This window comes from Aeromonas sp. LsrichE-8G (assembly GCF_022869435.1).
Lineage (GTDB): Bacteria > Pseudomonadota > Gammaproteobacteria > Enterobacterales > Aeromonadaceae > Aeromonas > Aeromonas caviae.
This window is the reverse complement of record NZ_JALIHH010000090.1, coordinates 1-26,136: the sequence shown is the minus strand read 5'-3', so window position 1 is coordinate 26,136 and position 26,136 is coordinate 1. Positions and strand designations below refer to the sequence as shown.

The 26,136-nt window shown below is 61.4% G+C and carries 17 protein-coding genes and 3 pseudogenes; 8 read left to right on the top strand and 12 right to left on the bottom strand.

All coding sequences use genetic code 11. The annotated features are described in order from the left end of the window. Window positions 1–172: 172 nt before the first annotated feature. The 3 genes from MUW49_RS14215 to MUW49_RS14205 form a co-directional block, all read right to left on the bottom strand. Window positions 173–1,300 (bottom strand): GTP-binding protein, encoded by a 1,128-nt coding sequence (locus tag MUW49_RS14215; protein ID WP_164884641.1) that lies wholly within the window; start codon window positions 1,298–1,300, stop codon window positions 173–175. A 71-nt stretch (window positions 1,301–1,371) separates the two neighbouring features. Beyond that, window positions 1,372–2,778, bottom strand: a complete 1,407-nt coding sequence (locus MUW49_RS14210) for a D-arabinono-1,4-lactone oxidase (RefSeq protein ID WP_048208545.1) — start codon at window positions 2,776–2,778, stop codon at window positions 1,372–1,374. A 115-nt stretch (window positions 2,779–2,893) separates the two neighbouring features. Continuing rightward, complete coding sequence (locus MUW49_RS14205; RefSeq protein ID WP_010675804.1) at window positions 2,894–3,511, bottom strand: LysE family transporter; 618 nt, start codon at window positions 3,509–3,511, stop codon at window positions 2,894–2,896. Between the two features lie 76 nt (window positions 3,512–3,587). Here MUW49_RS14205 and MUW49_RS14200 point away from each other — a divergent pair. Then, window positions 3,588–4,157, top strand: a pseudogene (locus tag MUW49_RS14200) (LysR family transcriptional regulator); the annotation flags it as partial. A gap of 158 nt (window positions 4,158–4,315) precedes the next feature. Beyond that, window positions 4,316–4,696 (top strand): annotated as a pseudogene (locus MUW49_RS14195) (LysR family transcriptional regulator); the annotation flags it as partial. Here the strand turns inward: MUW49_RS14195 and MUW49_RS14190 are convergent. The 3 genes and pseudogenes from MUW49_RS14190 to MUW49_RS14180 all read right to left on the bottom strand — a co-directional run bounded on the left by MUW49_RS14190 (window position 4,693) and on the right by MUW49_RS14180 (window position 11,626). Next, window positions 4,693–6,264: pseudogene (locus MUW49_RS14190) on the bottom strand (cyclic diguanylate phosphodiesterase). The pseudogenes MUW49_RS14195 and MUW49_RS14190 sit on opposite strands and share 4 nt — an antisense overlap. Before the next feature lie 231 nt (window positions 6,265–6,495). Further along, entirely contained in the window at window positions 6,496–9,093 is a 2,598-nt protein-coding gene (acnB, locus tag MUW49_RS14185; RefSeq protein ID WP_043154124.1) for a bifunctional aconitate hydratase 2/2-methylisocitrate dehydratase, read from the bottom strand. Window positions 9,094–9,322: 229 nt separating this feature from the next. Beyond that, window positions 9,323–11,626 carry a patatin-like phospholipase family protein gene (locus MUW49_RS14180; protein ID WP_043154122.1) on the bottom strand — a complete coding sequence of 768 codons (2,304 nt, stop codon included), beginning with the start codon at window positions 11,624–11,626 and terminating at the stop codon, window positions 9,323–9,325. 273 nt (window positions 11,627–11,899) lie between these two features. Here MUW49_RS14180 and MUW49_RS14175 point away from each other — a divergent pair, with 273 nt between their 5' ends. After that, on the top strand, window positions 11,900–13,810 hold the full coding sequence (locus MUW49_RS14175) for a methyl-accepting chemotaxis protein (protein WP_043154121.1): 1,911 nt from the start codon (window positions 11,900–11,902) through the stop codon (window positions 13,808–13,810). A 143-nt stretch (window positions 13,811–13,953) separates the two neighbouring features. Continuing rightward, window positions 13,954–14,136, top strand: a complete 183-nt coding sequence (locus MUW49_RS14170; protein ID WP_017779057.1) for a hypothetical protein — start codon at window positions 13,954–13,956, stop codon at window positions 14,134–14,136. Window positions 14,137–14,209: 73 nt separating this feature from the next. Here the strand turns inward: MUW49_RS14170 and lpdA are convergent, their stop codons facing one another. The 5 genes from lpdA to ampD all read right to left on the bottom strand — a co-directional run bounded on the left by lpdA (window position 14,210) and on the right by ampD (window position 22,159). Continuing rightward, window positions 14,210–15,637, bottom strand: a complete 1,428-nt coding sequence (lpdA, locus tag MUW49_RS14165; RefSeq protein ID WP_010675812.1) for a dihydrolipoyl dehydrogenase — start codon at window positions 15,635–15,637, stop codon at window positions 14,210–14,212. Window positions 15,638–15,785: 148 nt separating this feature from the next. Further along, complete coding sequence (aceF, locus tag MUW49_RS14160; RefSeq protein ID WP_052814469.1) at window positions 15,786–17,681, bottom strand: pyruvate dehydrogenase complex dihydrolipoyllysine-residue acetyltransferase; 1,896 nt, start codon at window positions 17,679–17,681, stop codon at window positions 15,786–15,788. A 120-nt stretch (window positions 17,682–17,801) separates the two neighbouring features. Beyond that, a complete protein-coding gene (aceE, locus tag MUW49_RS14155) occupies window positions 17,802–20,462 on the bottom strand; it encodes a pyruvate dehydrogenase (acetyl-transferring), homodimeric type (RefSeq protein WP_039040509.1) in 2,661 nt (886 codons plus the stop codon). Window positions 20,463–20,545: 83 nt separating this feature from the next. After that, window positions 20,546–21,310 (bottom strand): pyruvate dehydrogenase complex transcriptional repressor PdhR, encoded by a 765-nt coding sequence (gene pdhR, locus MUW49_RS14150; RefSeq protein ID WP_010675815.1) that lies wholly within the window; start codon window positions 21,308–21,310, stop codon window positions 20,546–20,548. A 276-nt stretch (window positions 21,311–21,586) separates the two neighbouring features. Beyond that, window positions 21,587–22,159, bottom strand: coding sequence for a 1,6-anhydro-N-acetylmuramyl-L-alanine amidase AmpD (gene ampD, locus MUW49_RS14145; protein WP_113978307.1), 573 nt, complete (start codon window positions 22,157–22,159; stop codon window positions 21,587–21,589). 128 nt (window positions 22,160–22,287) lie between these two features. Between ampD and MUW49_RS14140 the strand changes: the two genes are divergently transcribed. The 4 genes from MUW49_RS14140 to tapB all read left to right on the top strand — a co-directional run bounded on the left by MUW49_RS14140 (window position 22,288) and on the right by tapB (window position 26,049). Next, a complete protein-coding gene (locus tag MUW49_RS14140; protein WP_042015101.1) occupies window positions 22,288–22,758 on the top strand; it encodes a retropepsin-like aspartic protease in 471 nt (156 codons plus the stop codon). 3 nt (window positions 22,759–22,761) lie between these two features. Then, window positions 22,762–23,625: a carboxylating nicotinate-nucleotide diphosphorylase gene (gene nadC, locus MUW49_RS14135; protein ID WP_042864860.1), complete on the top strand. Its 864-nt coding sequence runs from the start codon at window positions 22,762–22,764 to the stop codon at window positions 23,623–23,625. A gap of 255 nt (window positions 23,626–23,880) precedes the next feature. Next, window positions 23,881–24,372 carry a prepilin-type N-terminal cleavage/methylation domain-containing protein gene (locus MUW49_RS14130; RefSeq protein WP_272939654.1) on the top strand — a complete coding sequence of 164 codons (492 nt, stop codon included), beginning with the start codon at window positions 23,881–23,883 and terminating at the stop codon, window positions 24,370–24,372. A 3-nt stretch (window positions 24,373–24,375) separates the two neighbouring features. Next, window positions 24,376–26,049, top strand: coding sequence for a PilB family type IVa pilus assembly ATPase TapB (gene tapB / locus MUW49_RS14125; RefSeq protein WP_244812897.1), 1,674 nt, complete (start codon window positions 24,376–24,378; stop codon window positions 26,047–26,049). Here the strand turns inward: tapB and MUW49_RS14120 are convergent. Then, window positions 25,996–26,136 (bottom strand): transposase (locus MUW49_RS14120; protein ID WP_210537842.1); only part of this gene is annotated, 141 nt, incomplete at its 5' end. The genes tapB and MUW49_RS14120 overlap by 54 nt on opposite strands.

Below are 26,136 nucleotides of genomic sequence, written 5' to 3'. Positions count from 1 at the left end.
AACCGGTCTTGACAGTGAATGTGAAAAGAGTGTTTACCGAGATCAATACCAATAAGCGCAACGTTTTCCATGATGGCCTCTCCTGAAAGAAAAACACCCTGTCAGCGTACCGCTCACAGGGTGGGGGTGACCATCTCATTAGACCCGCACGAGCGCCGGTCATATCAGCATATCAGGCATCCGGCTGGCCGAGCATGGCCTTGAGGTGCTCTTCCAGGCTGGGTTCGGGGGCCTTGAGGGTCGAGAGGAACAACTGCTCTATGCCTACCCTGTCCTGGCTCTTCACGATGAAAACCAGCCGGGACTGGGCCTTGCCTTCGGGCCACTCCCCCAGCGCCTGCAACGGATAGAGCTGGCCGTGCACCCCGTGGATCACCACGGGCTGGCTCTCCCCTTCCAGTTGCAATATCCCCTTGAGACGCAGCAGGGCATCACCGTATTGCGCCTGCACCGCATCGATGGCGGCCAGCAGGCGGGAGGGCTTGAGCGGCTCGCCGATGCGCAGGGAGAAACTTTCGATATTGCCGTGCTCGAAGCGGGTGGGCGCGACCGTCCCCACCTTGGCGGCAAACGGCGTTATCTTAGGCTGCATGGGCGAAGCCAGCCCCTGTTTCGGGGATTCGGTACGCAGCCAGGCCAGCAACTGGCGCACGTCGCGCCCCGCCGCCTCGTTGTAGGCGCCGAGCTTCTCCAGCACCGCGGGTGAGAGCACCCCATTGCTGACCCGCTGGATGGGGGCTGCCGGATTGAGGGCCGCCAGTTGGGCCTCCACCCGAGCAAGGGTCTCTTCATCCACCAGATCGCCCTTGCTCACCACCAGCAGATCCGCCAGCGCCACCTGTTTGACCGCCTCATATTGAGCGGCCAGCTGCTGCTCGATATGACCGGCATCCACCACGGTGACGGTGCCGTCGAAGCGGTAGCGCTGGGCGATAAAGCCCTCTTCCCTCAACGTGAACAGCACGGGGGCCGGATCGGCCAGACCAGTGGTTTCGATGATCAGCCGTTTGAAGGGTTTGATTTTGCGCTGGATGGCTTTCATGAAGAGCCCCTGCAGCGCCTCCACCAGGGAGCCCTGCACCGAGCAGCAGATGCAGCCGGAATCGAGCAGCACCACCTGCTCGTCCACCTGCTGTACCAGATGGTGATCCAGCCCCACGGAGCCGAACTCGTTGATGAGCACGGCGCACTCCCCGAGCTCGGGCTGCTTGACCCAGTGGTTGAGCAAGGTGGTCTTGCCGCTGCCGAGAAAACCGGTCAGCAGGGTCACGGGGATGCGGGTGTCTTGCATGTCTGTCATCGGGTTGCCCCCCCTCTGATCGGCAGGAGGATGAGTAAGCGAGTGTCTTGCATATCGGTCATGTCAGATCCTTACCGGTTGGCGAACAGGTCGCCGAGCCAACGGTTTTCGAAACGGCCATGGGGGTCAAGCTCCCGCTTCAGGGCCAAGAAGTCGTGCCAGCGCGGCAACAGGGCCGGGAAGTCGTAGAGGTCCATCGCCAGGTGCTTGCCGAAATGGGGAATACCGCCGAGGGGCACCAGCAGTTGCTGCAACTCGCGCATCTGCTCCATGGAGCCCCCGACAAAGGTCCCGTCCGCCGCCAGATAGACCAGAAAACCTATCCAGCACACCGACTTGTCATGGGCGGCACTGAGCCAGGCCACGGAGGGGCCGGTGCAGCGCAGGATGAAGGGGTAGTGCAGCACGCCGGGGTTCGCCTCCTGCCATGCCTGCAGGATTTCAAGGGCCTCCCCCATGCGTTCGAGGGGCACGGCCACCTCGCAGTTGATCTGGGGAGCAGGGATCCCCTTGCAGAGGATCTGGTAGACGTTGCCCACCAGATCCGAGGCGTCCTTGAAGCGGCGTACCGTCTCGAAGTGCTCGCCTGCCCTGGCCTCGTCCTTGGTGTCTCTGGCCATCTTCTGCAGGGTCGCGTCTATGGTGGCATTGAGCGCCAGGTTCATGCGCTCGTCCATGTCTCCCTCCAGCACCAGCGGCTCGCTGCCCCCGGCCCGGTAGCGGGCCACCTCGTCATCGGAGGCGGGATCCACCAGCCAGATGTGGCTCTCGCCGGTCCAGGCGAACCACCAGCTCTTCACGAAGGCGTGCTCCCGGTTGAGGCGCTCGTTGTGTTCCAGCAGGAAGGGGTAGTCAGTGGTGAACTTGGTGCAGCGCATGATGCGGTTGGGCACAGTGTTGAGGGTCACATCCAGCAGGATGCCGAGCATCCCCATGCCCATCACGAAGGCGCCGAAGCGCGGATCGGTGCGATCCACACGGATGATGTCGCCGCTCGCCAGCATCACGGTCAGGGCAGCCACCGCATCGCACAGGGCGGACTGGTGCAGCCCCTGCCCATGGGTGCCGGTACTGAGCGCACCGCCCAGGGTCTGGATACCGATGACGCCGGGGGACGCCGGCAGCATGCGATCCATGGCGATGAGGTCGGCATAGACGGTATCAAGCGGCGTCCCCGCCAGGTAGGTCACCGTATCGGCAGTCTTGTCCAGCTGGCCGCGCAGGTGGTGCAGGTCCACCAGCAGCGCCTGGCTGCCTTCGGCGTAGACACTGTGGATGGGTTCGAAAGAGAGGCCGGAGCCGATGAGCCGCAGCTTGCGCTCGGGGTATTCCCGCAGCAGTTGCTGCAGCTCGTCACGGGTTGTCGGGCGCCACACCTGATCAAGGGCGCCGAGGGGGTTGGTTCTGGACCAGTTGAACAGCACCTCCCGATTGCCAATCGCCTTGATGCTGTGAAATGCCTGGAACCTGACCGTCATACCGCGCCTCATCTGACTTCAAAATGAGCGCCAATTCTACCGAAAAATGGCTGCCAAGGCATGAAAAACAAGACCCTACAGTCGGGGGTGGATAGGGGGAGCCCCCCTCCCCGCCTCAGCGCGTCTGCTGGGTCAATGCCAGCAACATGCCGAATCCCACCAGCAGGCCCCCGAACACCCGATCGATCCAGTGGCGTACCGCCAGCAGTCGGTCCCGCACCGCAGGGGTGGAGAAGAAGAGCGCCACCGCACCAAACCAGAGGGCGTGCGCCAGCGCGATGAAGGCGCCATAGCCGATCTGGACCGCCAGCGGCGTCTGCGGCTGCACCACCTGCATGAAGAGGCTGACGATGAAGATGGTGGTCTTGGGATTGAGCACATTGGTCAGAAATCCGGTGCGCAGCGCACCCAGACTGGAGAGGGCAGGCTGACAGATGCTCTCTTCATCGGCAGCCGGTTTGGCCCGCAGCATCTTGATGCCGAGGAAGATGAGATAGGCGGCCCCTGCCAGCTTGATGAGGTTGAACAGCCAGAGGGATTGCTGGATCAGCAGGCCCACCCCCAGCAGGGTGTAGGCCACGTGCACGCAGACCCCGGCCGCGATGCCGATCGCCGTCAGCACGCCGGTGCGGCGCGAGAGCAGCAGGCTGTTACGCGACACCATGGCAAAGTCGGGCCCGGGGCTGATGACGGCAAAGAGAGTAATGGCGACAACGGCTAACAGTTCGGTCATGAAAATAGTCCTGATTAGAGGGGATATCGGCTATTTTATTTGCCAACAACACCAATAACGAACGATGATTTCTGACATGAATGGTGAAAAAAACTCACAAAAAGACCTCTCGCTTCCCTCCCTCACCGCCCTGCGCTGTTTCGAGGTGGCTGCCCGCACCGAGCATTTCGGCCGCGCCGCCGACGAACTGCACCTCACCCATGGCGCCATCAGCCGGGCGGTACGACTGCTCGAGGAGGATCTGGGGGTCATGCTGTTCGAGCGGCGCCAGCGCCGGGTCTTTCTGACCGACGCGGGTGAACGGTTCTATCAGGCGGTCAGAGAGGGGCTGGGCAGCATCCGCCAGACGGCGCAGGCCCTGCGCCAGCAGAGCCGTCCCCAGTCGCTGGTGCTCTCCTGCGAACCCACCCTTCTGATGCGCTGGCTGATCCCGCGCTGGCCCGCCTTCCAGGCCCTGCACCCGGAGCTGGACGTACACCTGATGGCGGGCGGCGGCGCCCTCAGCTTTGGCAGCGGCATCGATCTCGCCATCCGGCGCAACGACTTTCACTGGCCTGCCGAGCTCTACAACCAGTTGCTGTTCGAAGAGCGGACCGGCCCTGTCTGCCCGCCGGGCAAGGTCAGGGCGGGAGCGCACTTTGTTAAAAATTATCGAAAGCATAAATATCGAATCTAGACAACATTAATGCTCAAAAATCAAACTGCTGACTAATTGCGTTAATGTAAAAGAGAACCATAAGTGGTCGATATCTGTTCGATTTGTGTGTTTGTTATTAAATTTAACAAAGTGTGCTCCCGCCCTGGGGCAAGGTGACGCACTTTTTTGAATCCAGGGGGGATGTGCAGGCCCTCAGGCCAACGGCCCCCCGTCTGCACACCAAGACCCGTCCGGGCGCCTGGTTGGAGTGGCAGCAGCACGCAGGCATGTCCGCCGACGAGGAGGTGCCGGGTCAGACCTTCGAGCACTTCTATTTCAGCCTGCAGGCGGCAGTCGCCGGGCTGGGAGTCGCCATCGGCCCCTACCGCCAGGTGTGCGACGATATCGAGGCCGGTCTGCTGGTGGCACCGCTCGGCTTCGTCCCCGACGGCACCGGCTATCACCTGCTCGCCCCCGCCCCTCCCGAACCCGGCAGCCCCCACGACATCCTGGTGAACTGGCTGCACAGCCTGGTGGGCGCGGCCTAGCCCTGGGCGGTGCGCCCGGCAGCGACCTGTATCTCTCCCGCCGTCAGCTCCCGGCAGAACTGGCGTATCGGCATGGGGCGGGCAAACAGGTATCCCTGCAGATACTGGACCCCCTTGCCTCTCAGATAGGCGGCCTGCTGCTCCGTCTCCACCCCTTCGGCCACCAGGGACAACCCCAGCCGTCCCCCAAGGTCGATGACGTTGTCCACGATGTGCTCGGAGAGGGACTCCGTCCCGATACGGCCGATGAAGGAGCGGTCGATCTTGAGATAGTCCACGTGGAATTGCTGCAGATAGATGAGGCTGGAGTGGCCGGTGCCAAAGTCATCGATGGCGAGCTGCACCCCCATCTCGTCGAGCTGGCGAAACAGGGAGAGGGTCTGCGGGCTGGTCACCAGCAGCTCCCGCTCCGTGAGCTCCAGCACCAGCACCACCCGTCCCGGAACGAAGTGGCCGAGGAAGTCGCGGCACTCCGCCACCAGGGAGAGGTCCCGGCAGTGGATGGCACTGATGTTGAAGCTGATGTGAAATGCCTCGGGCAACTGCTCCTGTACCGGGTGGAGTGTCTTGGCCACCGTCTTCATCAGGTTGACCGTCATGGGCACGATCAGGCCAGACTCTTCCGCCTGGGGGATGAAGAGATCGGGGCGGATCAGCCCCTCGGTGGCATGTTGCCAGCGCATCAGTACCTCGGCTCCCACCATCTTGCCGCCCTTGCTGGCGATCAGCGGTTGCAGATAGGGGACAAACTCCCTGGATCGCAGCCCGCGTCTCAGCTCGTCCGTCAGGGCCCCCGGCCGCCCAAGCAGCCATCACACCAGCAGTGAGAGCACCAGCGAACTGGCTCCCAGCCAGATCAGCTGCAGATGGCGAGCCTCCCACAGGGCACGCCAGTAGATCGGCATGGCATAACCGGCGTGGATGGTGAAGGGGTAACGCTGGGAGGCGAGTATCAGGGCAAACTTGCTGTGCAGTTTCGGCGGATCGCTTTGGAAGTGGCCGGACTCATCGAGCCAGGCGGACCCCACCTGCAAGAACAGCTCGCTGGGATCGCTGCTCAGGGTGAGCATGAAACTGAGCTGGCTGCTGTCAATGGCGCTCAGTGCCGCATCACGCCCCCGCTCCTGACGCACCACCAGCAAGGGGTGATTCTTGCGCACCAGGTTGCCGCTCATCAGCAGCAACTTGCGATCCGTGTAGCGGGAGCCGTCATCCACTTCCCTGGCAGGCCCAAACAGCGAGGTGCAGTTGATGATCCCCTGTCGCACCAGATTGATGGAGCGCAGGAACGGCTCCAGCGCCACCCGCTTGCGCAGCAGCAACAGGTTGTCGCTGCAGGAGCGACCGGCCAGCGGCAATACCTCGAGGTTGGCCCGCTCGGCCTGATCCAGCATGCGCTCCAGCAAGGTTCTGGCCTTGCTGGCTGACGCACTGGCATCGTTCTTCAGCTCCTGCTCGTAGCTGTCATGCACCATCCACCCTCCCATCACCAGGGGCAGGGCTAACACCAGCAGGGCACAACCAAGGCGCCACTTCATGCGGGCCAGATCAATCCGGAACAGAAACATAGCAACCACGCCGCAATGCGCGGGCCCGCTTCGCAGGTACCGCGGTATAAAAATGCCCACCAGGAAACGGTGGGGCCATCATGGCCAGACAACGAAAGCGCAACGCGCGTACCAGGCAAATCGACGACGCCGTTGCTGGGCATGGCGGGTCATTATCGCGCAGCCCCCTGAAATGGAAAATGCCGCGTCGAGACGCGGCATTGTTATTTTCAGTGGTCAGACCGGCGAGTCTCAGACCGCTTGCTGCAGGATCACCGCATCGGCCTTCTTGGTGTAGGAGGCGATCTCGTTGAAGTTCAGGTAGCGGTAGGTGTCGGCAGCAGTGGCGTCCAGGGTCTTGGCATACTGCAGGTACTCTTCCACGGTCGGGATCTTGCCGATGATGGCGGCAACCGCGGCCAGCTCCGCAGAAGCCAGATAGACGTTGGCACCCTTGCCCAGACGGTTCGGGAAGTTGCGGGTGGAGGTGGAGACCACGGAGGCCCCTTCCGCCACGCGCGCCTGGTTGCCCATGCAGAGGGAGCAGCCCGGGATTTCGATGCGAGCACCGACCCGACCGAAGATGCCGTAGTAGCCCTCTTCGGTCAGCTGATCCTTGTCCATCTTGGTGGGGGGGGCGATCCACATGCGGGTCGGCAGCTCGCCCTGATACTTCTCGAGCAGTTTGCCAGCGGCGCGGAAGTGGCCGATGTTGGTCATGCAGGAACCGATGAACACCTCGTCAATCTTGTCACCCGCCACGTCGCTCAGCAGACGGGCGTCGTCCGGATCGTTCGGCGCACACAGGATCGGCTCCTTGATGGTGGCCAGATCGATCTCGATGATTTCGGCGTACTCGGCATCCTTGTCCGCTTCCATCAGTACCGGGTTGGCCAGCCACTCTTCCATCCCCTTGATGCGGCGGGTGATGGTGCGCACGTCGCCGTAGCCTTCAGAGAGCATCCACTTCAGCATCACGATGTTCGACTTCAGATACTCGATGATCGGCTCTTTATCCAGCTTGATGGTGCAACCAGCGGCAGAGCGCTCGGCGCTGGCGTCCGCCAGCTCGAATGCCTGCTCCACCTTCAGGGTCGGCAGACCTTCGATCTCGAGGATGCGGCCGGAGAAGATGTTCTTCTTGCCCGCTTTCTCGACGGTCAGCAGCCCTTTCTGGATGGCGGCGTAGGGGATGGCATGGACCAGGTCACGCAGGGTGATGCCCGGCTGCAGCTCGCCCTTGAAGCGCACCAGCACGGATTCCGGCATGTCCAGCGGCATCACGCCGGTGGCGGCGGCGAAGGCCACCAGACCAGAGCCAGCCGGGAAGGAGATGCCGATGGGGAAACGGGTGTGGGAGTCACCACCGGTACCCACGGTATCCGGCAGCAGCATGCGGTTCAGCCAGGAGTGGATGACGCCGTCGCCCGGACGCAGAGAGACACCGCCGCGGTTCATGATGAAGTCCGGCAGGGTGTGGTGGGTCTGCACGTCGATGGGCTTGGGATAAGCGGCGGTGTGGCAGAAGGACTGCATGGTCAGATCGGCAGAGAAGCCGAGGCAGGCGAGATCTTTGAGCTCGTCGCGGGTCATCGGGCCCGTGGTGTCCTGAGAGCCGACCGTGGTCATCTTGGGTTCGCAGTAGGTGCCCGGGCGGATGCCCTCCACGCCACATGCCTTGCCCACCATCTTCTGGGCCAGGGTGAAGCCCTTGCCGGTGTCGGCAACAGGCTGCGGACGACGGAACACGGTGGAGAACGGCAGACCCAGCGCTTCGCGGGCCTTGTCGGTCAGGCCGCGGCCGATGATCAGCGGAATGCGGCCACCGGCGCGCACTTCATCGATCAGCACCTCGGTCTTCAGTTCGAACCGGGCCAGCACCTCGTCGGTGCCGTGGCGGGTGATCTTGCCCTCATAGGGGAAGATGTCGATGACATCGCCCATTTCCAGCTTGGAGACGTCCACTTCGATGGGCAGGGCGCCGGCATCTTCCATGGTGTTGAAGAAGATGGGGGCAATCTTGCCACCGAGGCAGACGCCGCCGGCACGCTTGTTCGGCACGAACGGAATGTCGTCGCCCATGAACCAGAGCACGGAGTTGGTGGCGGATTTACGGGAAGAGCCGGTACCGACCACGTCACCCACGTAAGCCAGCGGGAAGCCCTGCTCTTTCAGGGAATCAATGGTCTTGATGGGGCCGATGACGCCATCCTTGTCCGGGGTGATGCCGGGACGGGCGTTCTTCAGCATCGCCAGGGCGTGCAGCGGAATATCCGGGCGGGACCAGGCGTCCGGCGCCGGCGACAGATCGTCGGTGTTGGTTTCGCCGGTCACCTTGAACACGGTGACGGTGATCTTCTCGGCCAGGGCCGGGCGGTTCAGGAACCACTCGGCGTCAGCCCAGGATTGCAGCACCTGCTTGGCGTGGGCATTGCCCGCCTTGGCCTTCTCTTCCACGTCGTGGAAGGAGTCGAACATCAGCAGGGTGTGAGAGAGGCCCTTGGCGGCAAGAGGAGCCAGGGTCGCATCGTCCAGCAGGTCGATCAGCGGCTGAATGTTGTAACCACCCTGCATGGTACCGAGCAGCTCGACGGCTTCGGCGGCAGTCAGGATGGGGGAATGGGCCTCGCCCTTGGCGACGGCGGTGAGGAAGCCGGCTTTCACATAGGCCGCTTCATCAACACCCGGGGGAATGCGGGAGGACAACAGTTCTTTCAGAAAGTCCTGTTCGCCGGCGGGCGGGTTCTTCAACAGCTCGACCAGGGCGGCGACCTGCTCTGCGTCCAGAGGTTTGGCGACCACGCCTTCGGCGGCACGTTCTGCGACGTGTTTACGGTATGTTTCAAGCACGACTAATTCCTCTTTGGTCTTTTTTTTGGGGTTCGCCCAAGCTCGCGGCGATCGTCCTTGCGGGACACCCGTAGGGTGCCCCCCACTATATAAGTTTTAACGACTAATTAAAATCCAAACCCTGTGCAGTTATTCATCAAACCAGCATAACCATATAAACCAATTAGGTTTTTTTAGAGTGACAAGCCGCCCACCCAAGGTGAGTTAACAAAAAGGCAGCATTTCGCCCTTATTGGAACGTAGTGCCCAATTGCAGATAGAACATGTCGTGTCCCCCCTCCGCCACGCCATAGCCGAGGAAGATGGGACCGAGGAAACTCTCCACCCCCATATAGAGGGAACCCGAGGTATAGGAGGATTCGATACTGATGTCCTCTCCCTTGTCCCAGACCCCCCCTTGCTCGAGGGAGCCCCCGAGGAACAGGGGCGCCTTGAAGGCGCCGAAGTCGTTGTCCGCCACCCGGTAGATGTAGCGCAGCCCGCCGAACAGGCTGTAGCGACCGCTCAACTGGTAATGCTGGAAGCCGGACATGCGGAACAGCCCGCCCAGATCCTGCACGAACAGCGGTACCGTCTCCTGGGAGCTTGAGCCGCCCCCTTCCAGCATCAGGTTGAGGCTGTGCCTGTCCCAGGACCAGGGCTTGATCATCACCAGCCGGTAATTCACCCCCTCGGCCTGCTCGGAGGGCGCGTCCGCGGGGTCGAGATCGACGTAGGAGTAGCCCCCCTTGATGTCCCAGTAGACCCCCTGATAGGGGAAGTAGCGGCTGTCGAGGGTGTCGTGCTCGAAGCGGATGTAGGGTCCCCAGGCGGAGGCATCGGCATCCGCGTTGGTGAGGTTCTGGATCTCCACGCTGCCGATCTTGCCCTCCAGCCCAAGGGAGAAGCGGCTCCAGGGCTGGCGATTCCAGCCGACGGCGAGATCCACGCTGGTGAAGCTGTACTCGGAGTCCAGATAGCTGACCCCGGACGACGACCTGCTCTCTTCCGGGAAGAAGACGCGTCGCTGGGTCTTGTCGTAGGCCAGGCTCGTCTCGCCGAAGTAGGTCTGGGAGGGCTCCAGCGGGGTGTAGAAGTCGGTCTTGAGGTGCTTGGCGGTCCCGAGGGACGCCTCGGTCAGCCACTCGCCTCCCCAGTCGTTGACGTTGGTGAGGGTGTAGGACATGCCGACGTTGTAGTTGGAGCTGCTCTCGAAGTCATCGGAGAAGCCGAGCTGGAAGTTGAGATAACCCGGCCCCCAGTTCTTCTCGCTGGCGTCCACCACCAGCACGTTCTCCCCGTCCCGCTCCTCCACCTCGTAGGTGATGCGATCGAACGACTCCAGGGCGTAGAGGCGACGGATCCCCGCCTCCAGGCTCTCGTAGGTCTGCACCTTGTCCGGACGCACGTTCAGCATGGCCCGCACCGTGTCGTCGGAGAGGCGCGACTTGTTGATGATCTCCACCTTGTCGATGTAGTAGGCGGGCTGGCCGCTGCGCTCGGCGCGCCGGCTCAGCTTGCCGTTGCGATAGTCGGCGTAGGCGGCGGGCGAGAGAGAGAGTGCATCGAGCCGGGCCGCTGCACTGTTGGCGACCGCCTCCCCGATCTTGATCCCCTCCGGCATCAGGGCGAAGTCGGCGATCCCCATGTTGCCGAACTCGGGGGTCAGCAGGATGTCCCTGGGGCCCAGCAGCGCCTTCTGCTTTTCGGTCCCCACCTGGGTCATGTAGGTGGTGAGCTGATCGATCATGGCCAATCCCGACTTGAGGGACTCCCGGGTACGCAGCTTGGCGCTGATGTCCACCGCGATCACCACGTCGGCCCCCATGGCCTTGGCCACGTCCACCGGCATGTTGTTGACCGTGCCACCATCGGCCAGGATGCGGCCGTCCCAGTCCACCGGCTTGAGGGCACCGGGAATGGACATGGAGGCCTGCATCGCCTTGGCGAGGCTGCCGTGATCCAGCACGAAGGGGGTCACCGTCTCCATGTCGGTCGCCACCGCGCGATAGGGGATAGGCAGGTTGTCGAAGCTCTTTTGCGCCGGCAGGTTGGAGGTGGCGTGGCGCAGCAGGCTGGCCATGGACTGTCCCTGGAAGAAGCCGTGCGGCAGCTGGGTCTGGTCACCGTTGACCCCGATGTCGGTGCGCAGCTGGTACTTCTCGGTCTGCTGCTTCTTGCGCAGGGATAGCTCGTCGCGCCCCACCTTGTCCTGATAGCCCTTGTTCCAGTCGATGGCCAGCGTCGTGCGCTCCACCTCCTCGGCGCTGAGCCCCATGGCATACATGCCCGCCACATAGGAGCCCATGCTGGTCCCGACGATGATGTCCACCGGGATGTGCTTTGCCTCCAGCACCTTGAGCACCCCGATATGGGCCGACCCCTTGGCCCCGCCGCCGCTCAGTACCAGGGCGATCCTCGGACGCTCCATCTTGGTTGCCCCCGGGTTTCTGGCCGAAGGCGCGGGATCATTGGCTCCGGCCGCCGCCATGAACGGCAGGGTCGCCAGCAGGAGCACGAGCAGGTGGGTCCATCCCCGATGAAAGATGCGCATATGAGAGTCCATAAATCCGGTGCGAGTCGAGCGGGCAGGCCGCCAGTCAGGTGCAGCCTACTATAAGTGCAAGCACTTTAACCGCAAGCCGGGGTGCTGGCGAGGGGTCGCCCCGCTTGCGACGATGTCTCGGCAAAATCGGGCGCCAATCCAGCCCAATCCGGGTGTGAGCGCAAACGTTAATCGACAATAAAGGCCCCCACCGCCTCAAGAGCGCGCCAAATCAGCCGCCATTATGAGTTCAACCCTGGTTCACACTTACGAGTCACCCTTATGTTCGCAAGCCTGACACTGAAACAGAAAATTCTGGCCACCGTCATCCTCGCCGTGGCCCTCTCCTGCCTGCTGGTGGGCTATTTCAGCCAGCGTTCTGCCCAGCAGCTGATCGAGGACCGCATGTTCGAGCAGGAGCTGCCCAACCTGACCCAGCGCATCGGCAAGGAGATCGAAAAGGATCTCACCTCGGTCGCCAATGCCGCCAGACAGCTTGCCAACGACCGCTTCGTGCTGGACTGGGTCGAGCGCGGCATGCCCAAGGAGCAGGAGTCCATCCTCATAAACCAGCTCAAGGACATGACGAGCCAGTATGGTCTGGTCACCGCCTCCTTCGCCGATCGTCAGAGTGCCGCCTACTACAACCAGGACGGTTTTCTGCGCATCCTGAACCACGAGCAGGACAACTGGTTCTATGACTACACCAAGAGCCGCCAGGATCTGATGCTTAGCATCTTTCGGGAGAGCAACGGCGAGGTGAAACTGTTCGTCAACTTCCAGCAACTCGACGGACGCGGCCTCGCCGGCCTCGCCAAATCCCTCGACAGCATGGTCAGCATGCTCGCCAACTTCCGCATCGGCGACAGCGGCTTCGTCTTCATGACAGACGGCAGCGGCAAGGTGAAGCTGCACCCCGACGCCGCCCGCATCGATCGGGACAACCTGACCCAGCTGGCCAGCGGCAGTAGCACCAACCTGCTCAACAAGCAGCCCTTTGCCGCCACCCATGCCGAGGTCGACGGCCAGCCAGTAATCCTGGCCAGCAGCTACATCCCCCTGCTCGACTGGTATCTGGTGGCCCAGGTGCCGGAGGCCGAGATTTATGCCGAACTGGACAGAGCGCGCCTGCACATGGTGCTGGTCAGCCTGGCCATCGCCGTCGGCATGGGGCTGCTCGGCGTTCTCCTGGCGGGCTCCGTGAGCCGCCCCCTCAACGAACTGGCCCGCCTGTTCCGCGAACTCGGCAGCGGTGATGGCGACCTCACCCATCGCCTCAAGGTCGATGGCCGTGACGAACTGGCCCAGGTGGCGACCGGCTTCAACAACTTTGTCGCCAAGATCCACGGCTCCATCGAACAGGTGGCGAGCAACTCCCGCCAGCTCGCCGCCACCGCCAACGAGGTGGCAGCCAAAGCCCAGCTCACCCAGCACAACTGCACCGCCCAGCGGGATCGCACCGTCCAGGTCGCCACCGCCATCCATGAGATGGGAGCCACCGTCAGCGAGATCGCCGGCAATGCATCCCTGGCAGCCGACGTCGCCAAGCAGGCCAACGAGCAGGCCGATGCGGGGGCCCAGGTCGTCGCCCAGGCCCGTCACGGCATCGTCGGCCTCTCCGGTGAAATCGAACAGGTCGCCGGGGTCATCGAGTCCCTGGCGAGCCAGACCGACTCCATCGGCAGCATCCTCGACACCATCCGCAGCATCTCGGAGCAGACCAACCTGCTGGCCCTCAACGCCGCCATCGAGGCCGCCCGTGCCGGCGAGCAGGGCCGTGGCTTCGCCGTGGTGGCCGACGAGGTGCGCAACCTCGCCAGCCGCTCCGCCGCCTCCACCGCCGAGATCCAGAGCATGATCAACAGCCTCCAGGAGCAGAGCGCCCGCGCCGTCAGCGCCATGGCCCAGGGCCGCAACCAGAGCCTGCGGGTGGTGACCCAGGCCGACGAGGCCAACGGCGCCCTCGACCAGATCACCGGACACATCACCCAGATCAGCGACATGAACATCCAGGTCGCCACCGCCACCGAAGAGCAGTCGAGCGTGGTGGGCGAACTCAACCGCAACGTGGAGGACATCAACCAGCTCACCATGGAGACCGCCGATATCGCCCATCACCTGACCGAGTCGAGCCGCAACCTGCAGCACCTCTCCGGCGAGCTCGACAAGCTGGTCGGCAACTTCCGCCTCTGAGCGTCCGGCACCTCTTCCTGACCCGCACCAGGGCGCTTCGGCGCCCTTCTTCATGACCACGGCAAGCCGTGACGCACGGGGGATACGTCGTCTCCCACCGCCCTGCCACATGCCTCATAATCAGGAAAACGCGAGGAGGTATGATGGGCAAGCTGGTCGTGATGATAGTGCTGGGGGGGCTGCTCAGTGCCTGCAGCAGCGGGCCCGTGCGGGTGCACGGGGCCGATGTGAGCGTGGACGATACCCGGATCCGGGTCAGCGACGGGGATCGCGGAGGCTACGGTACCTTCTGCCCACCGGGACAGGCCAAGAAGGGGCGCTGCTGACCGCTGGGTGCCGAAAGACAGACAACAAAAAGCCGCTCCATGGAGCGGCTTTTCTTATGAAACGGGCAGAAGATTATTTTTTCTTCTTGGCCTTGGCGTTCGGCAGGTCGGTGATGGAGCCTTCGAACACTTCGGCAGCCAGACCCACGGACTCGTGCAGAGTCGGGTGAGCGTGGATGGTCAGCGCGATGTCTTCGGCGTCGGCACCCATCTCGATGGCCAGACCGATTTCACCCAGCAGTTCACCGCCGTTGGTGCCCACGATGGCACCACCGATGACGCGGCCGCTCTCCTTGTCGAAGATCAGCTTGGTCATGCCGTCGGAGCAGTCGGACGCGATGGCGCGACCGGAAGCAGCCCACGGGAAGGTGGCGACTTCGAAGTTCAGACCCTGTTGCTTGGCTTCCTTCTCGGTCAGACCCACCCAGGCCATCTCAGGCTCGGTATAGGCGATGGACGGAATCACTTTCGGGTCGAAGTAGTGCTTCTTGCCGGCGATGACTTCGGCCGCCACGTGGCCTTCGTGTACACCCTTGTGGGCCAGCATGGGCTGACCGACGATGTCGCCGATGGCGTGGATGTGGGCCACGTTGGTACGCAGCTGCTTGTCGACTTCGATGAAACCGCGCTCGTTGACGGCAACACCGGCCTTCTCGGCATCCAGCATCTTGCCGTTCGGCACACGGCCTACGGCAACCAGCACGTTGTCGTAGCGAACCGGCTCGGCCGGGGCGTGCTTACCTTCGTAGGAGACGTACAGGCCGTCTTCACGGGCTTCAACGGCGGTGACCTTGGTCTCCAGCATGATGTTGAATTTCTTGGCAACGCGCTTGGTGTAGATCTTGACGATGTCTTTGTCGGCAGCCGGTACCAGCTGGTCGGCAAATTCCACCACGTCGATCTCGGAACCCAGGGAGGAGTACACGGTACCCATCTCCAGACCGATGATGCCGCCACCGATGACCAGCAGCTTGCCAGGAACGGTCGTCAGTTCCAGCGCATCGGTAGAGTCCCATACGCGGGGGTCGTCATGGGGGATGAACGGCAGCTTCACCGGACGGGAACCGGCGGCGATGATGGCGTTGTCGAAGGTGACGGTGGTCTTGCCGTCGGCGCCTTCCACTTCCAGCGTGTTCGGACCGGTGAACTTGCCGAAGCCGTTCACGACTTGGACTTTACGCATCTTGGCCATGCCAGCCAGACCGCCGGTCAGCTGGTTGATGACCTTCTCTTTCCACAGACGCACCTTGTCGATGTCGGTCTGCGGGGCACCGAAGACGATGCCGTGCTCGGCCAGCGCCTTGGCTTCTTCAATGACTTTGGCGACGTGCAGCAGTGCCTTGGACGGGATGCAACCCACGTTCAGGCAGACGCCACCCAGGGTGGAGTAACGCTCGACGATAATGGTATCCAGACCCAAGTCAGCCGCACGGAAGGCAGCGGAATAACCGGCAGGGCCAGCACCCAGTACTACGACCTGGGTTTTGATTTCTTTACTCATCATGACCTCTTTGTCGTTCTTATATCCCCGGACAGCACAGTCTTATGCCAAACAAGGCCGCTGCAGCCGTGAAAAAAACGGGGCAAGTTTACAATCCTGTTAACGAAATGAGAAGCAAAAAGGGCGGGCTCTGGGCCCGCCCTCTCACTTACAGGACCAGTCGACGAATGTCGGACAACACACCACTCAGGGTGGTGATGAAGCGGGCACCGTCGGCGCCATCGATGACGCGGTGGTCGTAGCTCAGAGCCAGCGGCAGCATCAGGCGCGGCACGAACTCTTTACCGTTCCACTTCGGCTTCATCTCGGACTTGGAGACGCCCAGGATGGCCACTTCCGGCGCGTTGACGATCGGGGTAAAGCTGGTACCGCCGATGCCACCCAGGCTGGAGATGGTGAAGCAACCGCCCTGCATGTCGGCAGCGGTCAGCTTGCCGGCACGGGCCTTCTTGGAGATCTCGGCCAGATCGCGGGACAGCTCGTGGATGCCCTTCTTGTTGACGTCGCGAACCACCGGAACCACCAGACCGTTGGGGGTATCCACCGCCACACCGATGTGGATGTACTTCTTCATGATCAGCTTGCTGCCGTCTTCGGACAGGGCGCTGCAGAAGCGCGGATGGGCTTCCAGGGCCTTGGCGGCCGCCTTCAGGATGAACACCAGCGGGGTGATCTTCACGTCCAGCTTCTGCTTCTCGGCCAGGATGTTCTGCTCTTTGCGGAACGCTTCCAGATCCGTGGTATCGGCTTCGTCGAACTGGGTGACGTGGGGGATCATGGCCCAGTTGCGGTGCAGGGCAGGACCGGAGATCTTCTGGATACGGGTCAGCTCCAGCTCTTCGACAGGGCCAAACTTGCTGAAATCAACCTTCGGCCAGGCCACGACGCTCATGCCGTTGCCAGTGCCGGTGCCGGCAGCCGGAGCGGACTCGGCGCGCTTGACCGCATCCTTCACGTAAGCCTGCACGTCTTCTTTGACGATGCGACCCTTGCGACCGGAGGCTTTCACCTTGGCCAGGTTGACACCGAACTCGCGCGCCAGACGGCGTACAGCCGGGGAGGCGTGGACATAGGCGTCGTTGGCGACGAAATCGGAGGCGGCAGCAGCCTGGGCAACCGGCGCAGGAGCGGCGGCAGCCGGAGCGGCAGCAACAGGCGCTGCGGCAGGAGCCGGAGCAGCCACGGCAGCCGGAGCGGCACCCGCCACTTCGAATACCATGATCAGGGAACCGGTGGAGACCTTGTCACCCGCCTTCACCTTGATCTCCTTGACCACACCGGCGAACGGCGCAGGCACTTCCATGGAGGCCTTGTCGCCTTCCACGGTGATCAGGGACTGGTCGGCTTCAACCTTGTCACCCACGGCGACCATGATTTCGGTCACTTCCACTTCGTCACCGCCGATGTCCGGCACGTTGACGTCCTTGGCACCGGCGGCAACCGGAGCAGCGGCAGCCACGGGGGCAGCAGCAGGAGCCGGCGCAGCAACAGCGGCCGGGGCTGCGCCCGCCACTTCGAAGACCATCACCAGGGAGCCGGTAGAAACCTTGGCGCCGGCGGCAACCTTGATCTCGACCACGCGACCGGCGAACGGTGCCGGCACTTCCATGGAGGCCTTGTCACCTTCCACGGCGATGATGGACTGGTCGGCTTCAACCATGTCGCCCACGGCAACCATGATCTCAGTTACTTCGACTTCGTCACCACCGATGTCCGGCACGTTGACGTCCTGGCGAGCGGCAGCAGCAGGAGCGGCGGCCGGCGCGGCAGCAACCGGGGCAGCAGCCTGGGCCGGAGCCGGTGCGGCAGCACCCTCGGCTTCGAAGACCATGATCTGGGAACCGGTGGCAACCTTGTCGCCCACCTTGATCAGGATCTCTTTGACGATACCGGCGGCCGGAGCCGGGACTTCCATGGAGGCCTTGTCACCTTCCACGGCGATCAGGGACTGGTCCAGCTCGACCTTGTCACCCACGGCCACCATGATCTCGGTGACTTCAACTTCATCGGCACCGATATCCGGCACCATAATCTGTTTGGACATTGCGCTTTATCCTCTTGCGTGCATCCGCGTGGCTGCCTGAGCATCACCACGCGCATCCCGCGTTATCCGTTTAAACCCAGGCAAGGTCGCGCCGGATACCCGGCGCGACACTCAATCCTCTTACGCGTACAGCGGGTTGACCTTGTCGGCATCGATGCCGTACTTGGCGATGGCTTCGGCCACAACCTGCTTGTCTACCTCGCCGCGCTTGGCCAGTTCGGTCAGGGCAGCAACCACTACGTAGAACTCGTTCACTTCGAAGTGACGACGCAGGTTGGCACGGCTGTCGGAGCGGCCGTAACCGTCGGTACCCAGGACACGGTAGTTCTCGGTCGGAACGAAGGCACGCACCTGATCGGCGAAGGACTTCATGTAGTCGGTCGCAGCGATGGTGGCTTCGGAACCCAGTACCTGAGCGATGTAGGGCACACGCGCTTCGGCGGTCGGGTGCAGCATGTTCCAGCGATCCGCGTCCTGACCGTCACGAGCCAGTTCGTTGAAGGAGGTGACGCTGAACACGTCGGAACCCACGCCGTACTCGCTGGCCAGGATCTGGGCGGCAGTGCGCACGTGACCCAGGATGGAACCACAACCCAGCAGCTGTACCTTGGCCTTGGTGCCGGCCACGGTTTCCAGCTTGTAGATACCCTTGCGGATGCCTTCCTCGGCGCCTTCCGGCATGGCCGGCATGGCATAGTTCTCGTTCAGGGTAGTGATGTAGTAGAACACGTTTTCCGGGTTCTCACCGTACATGCGGCGCAGGCCGTCCTGTACGATCACCGCCACTTCATAGGCGTAGGACGGGTCGTAGGAGATGCAGTTCGGGATGGTGTTGGCCAGGATGTGGCTGTGACCATCTTCGTGCTGCAAGCCCTCTCCGTTAAGAGTGGTACGACCGGAGGTCGCGCCCAGCAGGAAGCCACGGGCTTGCTGGTCACCGGCTGCCCACGCCATGTCGCCGATCCGCTGGAAGCCGAACATGGAGTAGTAGATGTAGAACGGGATCATCGGGCAGTCGTTGGTGCTGTAAGAGGTGGCAGCAGCCAGCCAGGAGGACATGGCGCCCAGCTCGTTGATACCGTCTTGCAGAACCTGACCCTGCTTGTCTTCCTTGTAGTAGGAGACGATGTCGCGGTCTTGCGGGGTGTACTGCTGACCGTGCGGGCTGTAGATACCGATCTGGCGGAACAGGCCTTCCATACCAAAGGTACGGGCTTCGTCAGCCAGGATCGGGACGATGCGCTTGCCGATGGACTTGTCTTTCAGCATCACGTTCAGGGAACGCACGAACGCCATGGTGGTGGAGATTTCGCGCGCCTGTTCACCCAGCAGCGGACCGAAGGCATCCAGCGCCGGGATTTCCAGCTTGGTGGTGCTCTCGCGCAGACGGGTCGGTACATAGCCCTTCAGTGCGGCACGGCGGGCGTGCAGGTACTTGTGCTCTTCGGTACCCTCTTCGATCTTCAGGTACGGCAGGTTTTCCAGCTGCTCGTCGGTGACCGGCAGGTTGAAACGATCGCGCAGGTGACGCACGGAGCCCAGATCCATCTTTTTGACCTGGTGAGCGATGTTCTTGCCTTCGGCCGCTTCGCCCATGCCATAGCCCTTGATGGTCTTGGCCAGGATCACGGTCGGCTTGCCCTTGGTCTGTGCAGCCTTGGAGAAGGCGGCGAACAGTTTGCGGGGGTCGTGACCACCGCGGTTCAGGGCGAAGATCTCCTCGTCGGTCATGTCTTTGACCAGCGCGGCGGTTTCCGGGTAACGGTTGAAGAAGTGCTCGCGCACGTAGGCACCGTCACGGGACTTCATGGTCTGGTAGTCACCGTCCACGGTCTCGTTCATCAGCTGGATCAGCTTGCCGGAAGTGTCTTTCTTCAGCAGCTCATCCCACTTGCGACCCCAGATGACCTTGGTCACGTCCCAGCCAGCGCCGGCGAACAGACCTTCCAGCTCGTTGATGACCTTGCCGTTGCCGACAACCGGACCATCCAGACGCTGCAGGTTGCAGTTGACCACGAACACCAGGTTGTCGAGCTTTTCACGCACGGCAACAGTCAGGGCACCCTTGGCTTCCGGCTCGTCCATCTCGCCGTCACCCAGGAAGGCGTAAACGGTCTGCTCGGAGCAATCCTTGATGCCACGGTCGGTCAGGTACTTCAGGAAACGCGCCTGATAGATGGCGGCGATGGGGCCCAGACCCATGGAAACGGTCGGGAACTGCCAGAATTCCGGCATCAGTTTCGGGTGCGGGTAGGAAGGGATACCCTTGCCATCCACTTCCTGACGGAAGTTGTCCAGCTGCTCTTCGGTCAGGCGACCTTCGGCGAATGCGCGGGCGTAGATGCCCGGGGAGATGTGACCCTGGAAGTAGACCAGATCGCCACCGTCCTTCTCGTTGCGGGCACGGAAGAAGTGGTTGTAGCAGACTTCGTAGATGGTCGCGGAAGAAGCGAAGGAAGACATGTGACCACCCAGGTCCAGATCTTTCTTGGAAGCGCGCAGCACGATCATCATGGCGTTCCAGCGGATGATGGCGCGAATGCGGCGTTCCATTTCCAGGTCGCCCGGGTAAGCCGGCTCGTCGCTGGACGGGATGGTGTTGATGTAGTCGCGGTTTGCCTTGGCAGCCACGTCCACACCGCTTGCGCGGGCTTTCTCGGCCAACTGTTCAAGGATGAACTGAGCGCGTTGCGGACCCTCTTCACGCAGCAGGGATTCCAGAGAGGCAAGCCACTCCAGCGTTTCTATCGGGTCCACATCGTTCTTCAGGATATCAGACATGGCTGGTTCCTATGTTGTTGTGATTGCACGGCATTGCACGGCGAAGGGCGCAAGCATTCGACAATTAAGAAAGCCTTGTGGGATTAGTTTTCCTGCTGACGGATCCGACGCATGGATCGCTGGATCCGGCTGTCTTCCCTCTGCATATCCAACAAGGTGTCCTCGATAAAGGCCAGGTGCTCATGACAAGCAGCCCTGGCCCGCTCCGGAGCCCCCGACAGGATAGCCTCGATCAGGCTCGCACGATGGCGACGGATCTTGGCGACCACTCCCGGACGGCGATTCAAAATTTCGTTATTGCGTAAAATGTTCTGCTCAAGCATGGGGCCCATGGCCCGCAACAGGTGCAGCAGCACCACGTTGTGGGAGGCCTCGGCCACGGCCAGATAGAACTGGGTCACGGCGGCCGATTCGACCACCAGCGACCCTTGCTGACCGGCTTCTTCGATGGCGGCTTGCGCCAGGCGAATCCGTTCGAAATCAGCCTCGGTGCCCCGCAGCGCCGCATAGTAGGCACAGATGCCTTCCAGTGCGTGACGAAACTCCAGCAGGTCGTACTGGGCTTCCGGGTGAGTGCTGAGCAGTTCGAACAGGGGGTCGGCGATCCCCTTGCTCAGGGCATTTTGTACGTAAGTGCCACCGCCCTGACGACGATACAAGAGTCCTCTCGCTTCCAGGCGCTGGATGGCTTCGCGCAAGGAAGGGCGCGACACCTGAAACTGGATGGCGAGTTCCCGCTCGGGCGGCAACTTCTGACCCGGCTGCAGGCTGCCTTCCAGAATCATGCTTTCCAGCTCGGCGACGATGGCGTCGGCCAGCTTGGGCTGAGTTATCTTGATATAGGGCATGAGGCTACTTTGTTAAATTGGTATTACCAATTTTATGGTTGGGGCGAAAATTAGCAGAGGGCTTGAAAAAAGTCCACCCAAAAGATGATCTGAATCAAGAAGCTAGGCTGCCACTTTGGGGGTAAAAACGCGGAATCATGATATAGCTCATAGAAAATGGTCTGACCAATATTTGTGAGCTTGCTCACCGATAACATTTGGCCAACAGCATGAAAAATGGCTTGCCAGACAAGGCAAGCCATTGATTCTAAAAACACAAAATAATTTTTAGATTTTTCACTCAAAGTGAAGATTTTCCCGATAGCGAGGCCATTCGAAACTGTCACCCGGATCCGTCTTGCGGCCCGGCGCGATGTCGCAGTGGCCGACAATACGGTCCGCCGTGATGGCTGGATAACGGTGAACAATCGCCCGGCTGAGGTCCGACAGCACCTCGTATTGCTTGTCGCTGTAGGGAAGCTCGTCGGTCCCTTCCAGTTCGATCCCGATGGAAAAATCGTTGCATGCCTCCCTCCCCTCCCAGCTCGAGACTCCCGCATGCCATGCCCTGGCGCCAAAAGGCACGTACTGTACCAGTTCCCCATCGCGGCGGATCAGGCAATGGGCCGAGACCCTCAGTTGATGAATACCGGCGAAATAGGGGTGAGCACCGGGATCGAGGCGCCCCAGAAACAGATCGTCGATAAAGGGGCCACCAAACTGCCCGGGGGGCAGGCTGATGCCGTGTATCACCAGCAAGGAGACATCATCCGGGCTGAGCCTCTCATTGTGATGGGGGGAAGGCACCTTGCGGGCCTGCTCGCACCATCCTTCTCGATCGATGGAAAACAGGGTTGTGGGTTGTGTCATCGTCTGCTCGACTCACAAATGGAAGCGATGTGCCTCTGGCGGGATGGGAAAACTGGGAACAAGTCTCTGAATTCATGGATAACGCTATGTTAGGCTGAGCCATTCACTCGCGCGATATGGGACACACTATGCACCCGATGGCACGCCGTCTCTGGCTGCTCGCCTGGCTCTCGCTGCTGGGTCTGCTGACCCTCTACTTTCATGGCCGTGAACAACCGTCGGTGACCGCCAGCGGCGATCTGCTGCTCAGGGCCGATGCCAGCGGCCATTATCGTCTGGAGGGTGCCATCAACGACCAGCCGGTGCAACTGCTGCTGGACACAGGAGCAACCCGGGTGACCATACCGAGCCAGGTGGCCGCCCGGCTCGGCCTCGTCGCCACGGGCCGCAGCCGTGTCAACACGGCAGCCGGAGAGATCCAGGTCGAAACCGGCCGGATCGAAAGTCTGGCGATGGGTCCGCTGACCCTGTACGATTTGTCCGTCTTTATCAATCCGGCTGCCGACGGGGAGGAGATCCTGGTGGGCATGAATGCCCTGGGCAGGCTGGAATTGCGCCAGAAAGACAGGCAATTGCTTCTCAGACCCTTGCAGGAATAAGGCATGTTACAACAGGACATCCGCCGCGCCGTGCGCGCCGCACTTCTCGAAGACTTGGGCGATGCCCTCACCGCGCTGGATCAACCGGATGCCAGCGCCGACATCACGGCCCAGCTGATCCCGGCTGATCGCATCTCGACCGCGCGAGTCATCACCCGCGAGGCGGGCGTCTTCTGCGGCCAGCCCTGGGTCGACGAGGTGTTTGCCCAGCTCGGTGGCGAAGTGAAGGTCGAGTGGAAAGTGCAAGATGGTGAACGCCTTGCCCCCAATCAGGAGCTGTTCCGCCTCCATGGCCCCGCCCGCGTGCTGCTGACCGGCGAGCGCAATGCGCTGAACTTCGTGCAGACCCTTTCCGGGGTCGCCACCCTGACTGCCCGTTATGTGGCCGAGCTGGAAGGCACTGACTGCCGCCTGCTCGATACCCGCAAGACCCTGCCCGGCCTGCGCAGCGCCCAGAAGTATGCGGTCACCTGCGGCGGCGGCAAAAACCACCGCATCGGTCTGTTTGATGCCTACCTCATCAAGGAGAACCACATTCTCGCCTGCGGCGGCATCGCGGAAGCAATCAGCGAAGCGCGCCGTCTCAATCCGGACAAACCGGTGGAAGTCGAGGTCGAATCCCTGGCTGAGCTGGAGCAGGCCCTGGCCGCACGGGCCGACATCGTGATGCTGGACAACTTCGACATCCCCATGATGCAGGAAGCCGTTCGCCTCAATCAGGGCAGAGCCAAGCTGGAAGTCTCCGGCAACGTCACCCTCGATACCCTTGCCGGATACGCCGCGACCGGGATCGACTTCATCTCGGTGGGAGCGCTGACCAAGCATGTGCGGGCACTGGATCTCTCCATGCGCTTTGTCGAGGCTTGAGCAAGCCCCATCCGTTGCTCGTGCCCAAAAATATTACAGGGCTCGAAACTTGCAAAAGGCGCCATCGGCGCCTTTTCTTTATGCAGGATCCCACGACATAAGGAGTGTGAAGATGGGCCCTCCAGCCTCATGACAAGTGCCAATGGAAGCCATTTAATCTTTGATTTTTCTACACATTTCACTAAATGACATAAAAGTGGCTAACAAGGTCCCCGCCTCTGTTGCCAACCCGAAGCGCTCGGATAAGATACCAGCGTGGATAGCATTCCACCGGTGCTTATCAGGAAACATGGAAAAAAGGATATTTCACATGAAAAGACAGGGTTTACGCTAATCGAATTGATGATCGTCGTTGCGATCGTCGCCATCCTCGCCGCCATCGCCTTGCCGGCGTATCAGACTTACACCAAAAAGGCGAAATTTACTGAAGTTGTCTCAGCCACTGGTGCATTTAAAACAGCTGTTGAAGTCTGTGCTCAGAAAGATGGTGATATGGCTAATTGCACCACGCCAGGAAGCAATGGTATCCCTCTAGACGTTAGTGGTGCTTCTGGCAGTTTTGTTGACTCAGTAACAATTGCTGCAGGAGCTGCTAGTGGTGCCGTTGAAATAACTGCCACAGGTACAACTCCCCCATTTGAAAATACTGAAAATACTTACATTTTGGGGGGCGTACTTACGAATGGGCAAGTCATTTGGACAAACGCAGCAAGTGGCAGTTTATGCCTAACTTCTGGCATCTGCTAACGCATGACTTCTAGCCTCAATAGCGGCCTGGCCACCAGCCTGGCCGCTTCTTCCCTCCTCAGTGAGCCGGACTCACAGCGCTATCTGAGCCAGGCCAAGGCGCAGCGCAAGCCCTTTGTCACCTTCCTGATTGAAAACGACATCCTCGACAGCAAAGCCCTCGCCGATTTCTGCGAGCTGGAATATGGGGTACCTCTGCTGGATCTGGCGGCCTTTGATCTCGCCGAGATCCCGCAGAAATACCTCAATCAAAAGCTGATTGAAAAGCACCATGTCCTGCCCATCTACACCCAGGGGCATACCCTCTATATCGCCATGTCCGATCCGACCAATGTGTCGGCTCTGGAGGATTTTGGTTTCAGTTTTGGCCTGCACACGGAAGCCCTGCTGGTCGAAGAGAGCAAGCTGACCGCCGCCATCGGTAAGCTGATGGAGAGCGAGCAGGATACCCTGGGCATGGATCATATCGACGAGGCCGAGATCTCCGAACTCGAGGTCTCCGACGAGAGTTCCCGCCTCGACGAGAGCGTCAACACCGCGGACGATGACGCCCCCATCGTCAAATACATCCACAAGATCATGATGGATGCCATCAAGCGCGGGGCCTCCGACCTGCATTTCGAACCCTACGAGACCAAGTACCGGATCCGCTTTCGGGTAGACGGCATATTGCACGAAGTCGCCACGCCGCCGGTCAACCTGGCCAACCGCTTCGCGGCTCGCCTCAAGGTGATGGCGCGGCTCGATATTGCCGAACGGCGCCTGCCCCAGGATGGCCGGATCAAACTCAAGATCTCACGCAACAGATCCATGGACATGCGGGTCAACACCCTGCCCACCATGTGGGGCGAAAAGATCGTGATCCGGTTGCTGGACTCCTCGGCCGCCCGGCTCAATATCGATCAACTCGGCTTTGACGACCGGCAGAAGACGCAATACCTGCACGCCCTCTCCAAACCTCAGGGCATGATCCTGGTGACCGGCCCGACGGGGTCAGGCAAGACGGTCTCACTCTATACCGGCCTCAAGATCCTCAACACCAGCGAGGTCAATATCTCCACCGCCGAAGATCCGGTCGAGATAAACCTGCCCGGCGTCAACCAGGTGCAGATCAATCCCAAGGCGGGGCTCACCTTCGCCAGCGCCCTGCGCTCCTTCCTGCGCCAGGATCCCGACATCGTCATGGTGGGGGAGATACGGGATTTGGAAACCGCCGAGATTGCTATCAAGGCCGCCCAGACCGGTCACCTGGTGCTCTCCACCCTGCACACCAACTCGGCGGCAGAAACGCTCACCCGGATGATGAACATGGGGGTGCCGGCCTTCAACATCGCCTCTTCGGTCACCCTCATCATGGCCCAGCGCCTTGCCCGCAAACTCTGCGATCACTGCAAGGCGCCAGAAGTGGTGCCGGAAGCCGAGTTGCTGGAGCTGGGCTTCACCCAGCAGCAACTAGCCGCCGGGTTGCGGCTGTTCAAGCCCGTGGGATGCAAGGAGTGCTCGGGAGGCTACAGAGGCCGGGTCGGCATCTATGAGATCATGCTGATGTCCGACAACATCGCCAAACTCATCATGCAGGGAGCCAACTCGCTGCAGATTGCCGCGATAGCCCAAAAAGAAGGTTCATCGCGGCTTTCCGGGGAAGGCCGCCTTGATTTTCAGAAAAAAGTATTCTGAGTCCCTAAATCCATATGCCATGCGCTTTATCACTTTGATCTTGTTGTTCACCCCTTCCAGCACACTCGTGTGCATCGGGTAGTTTGC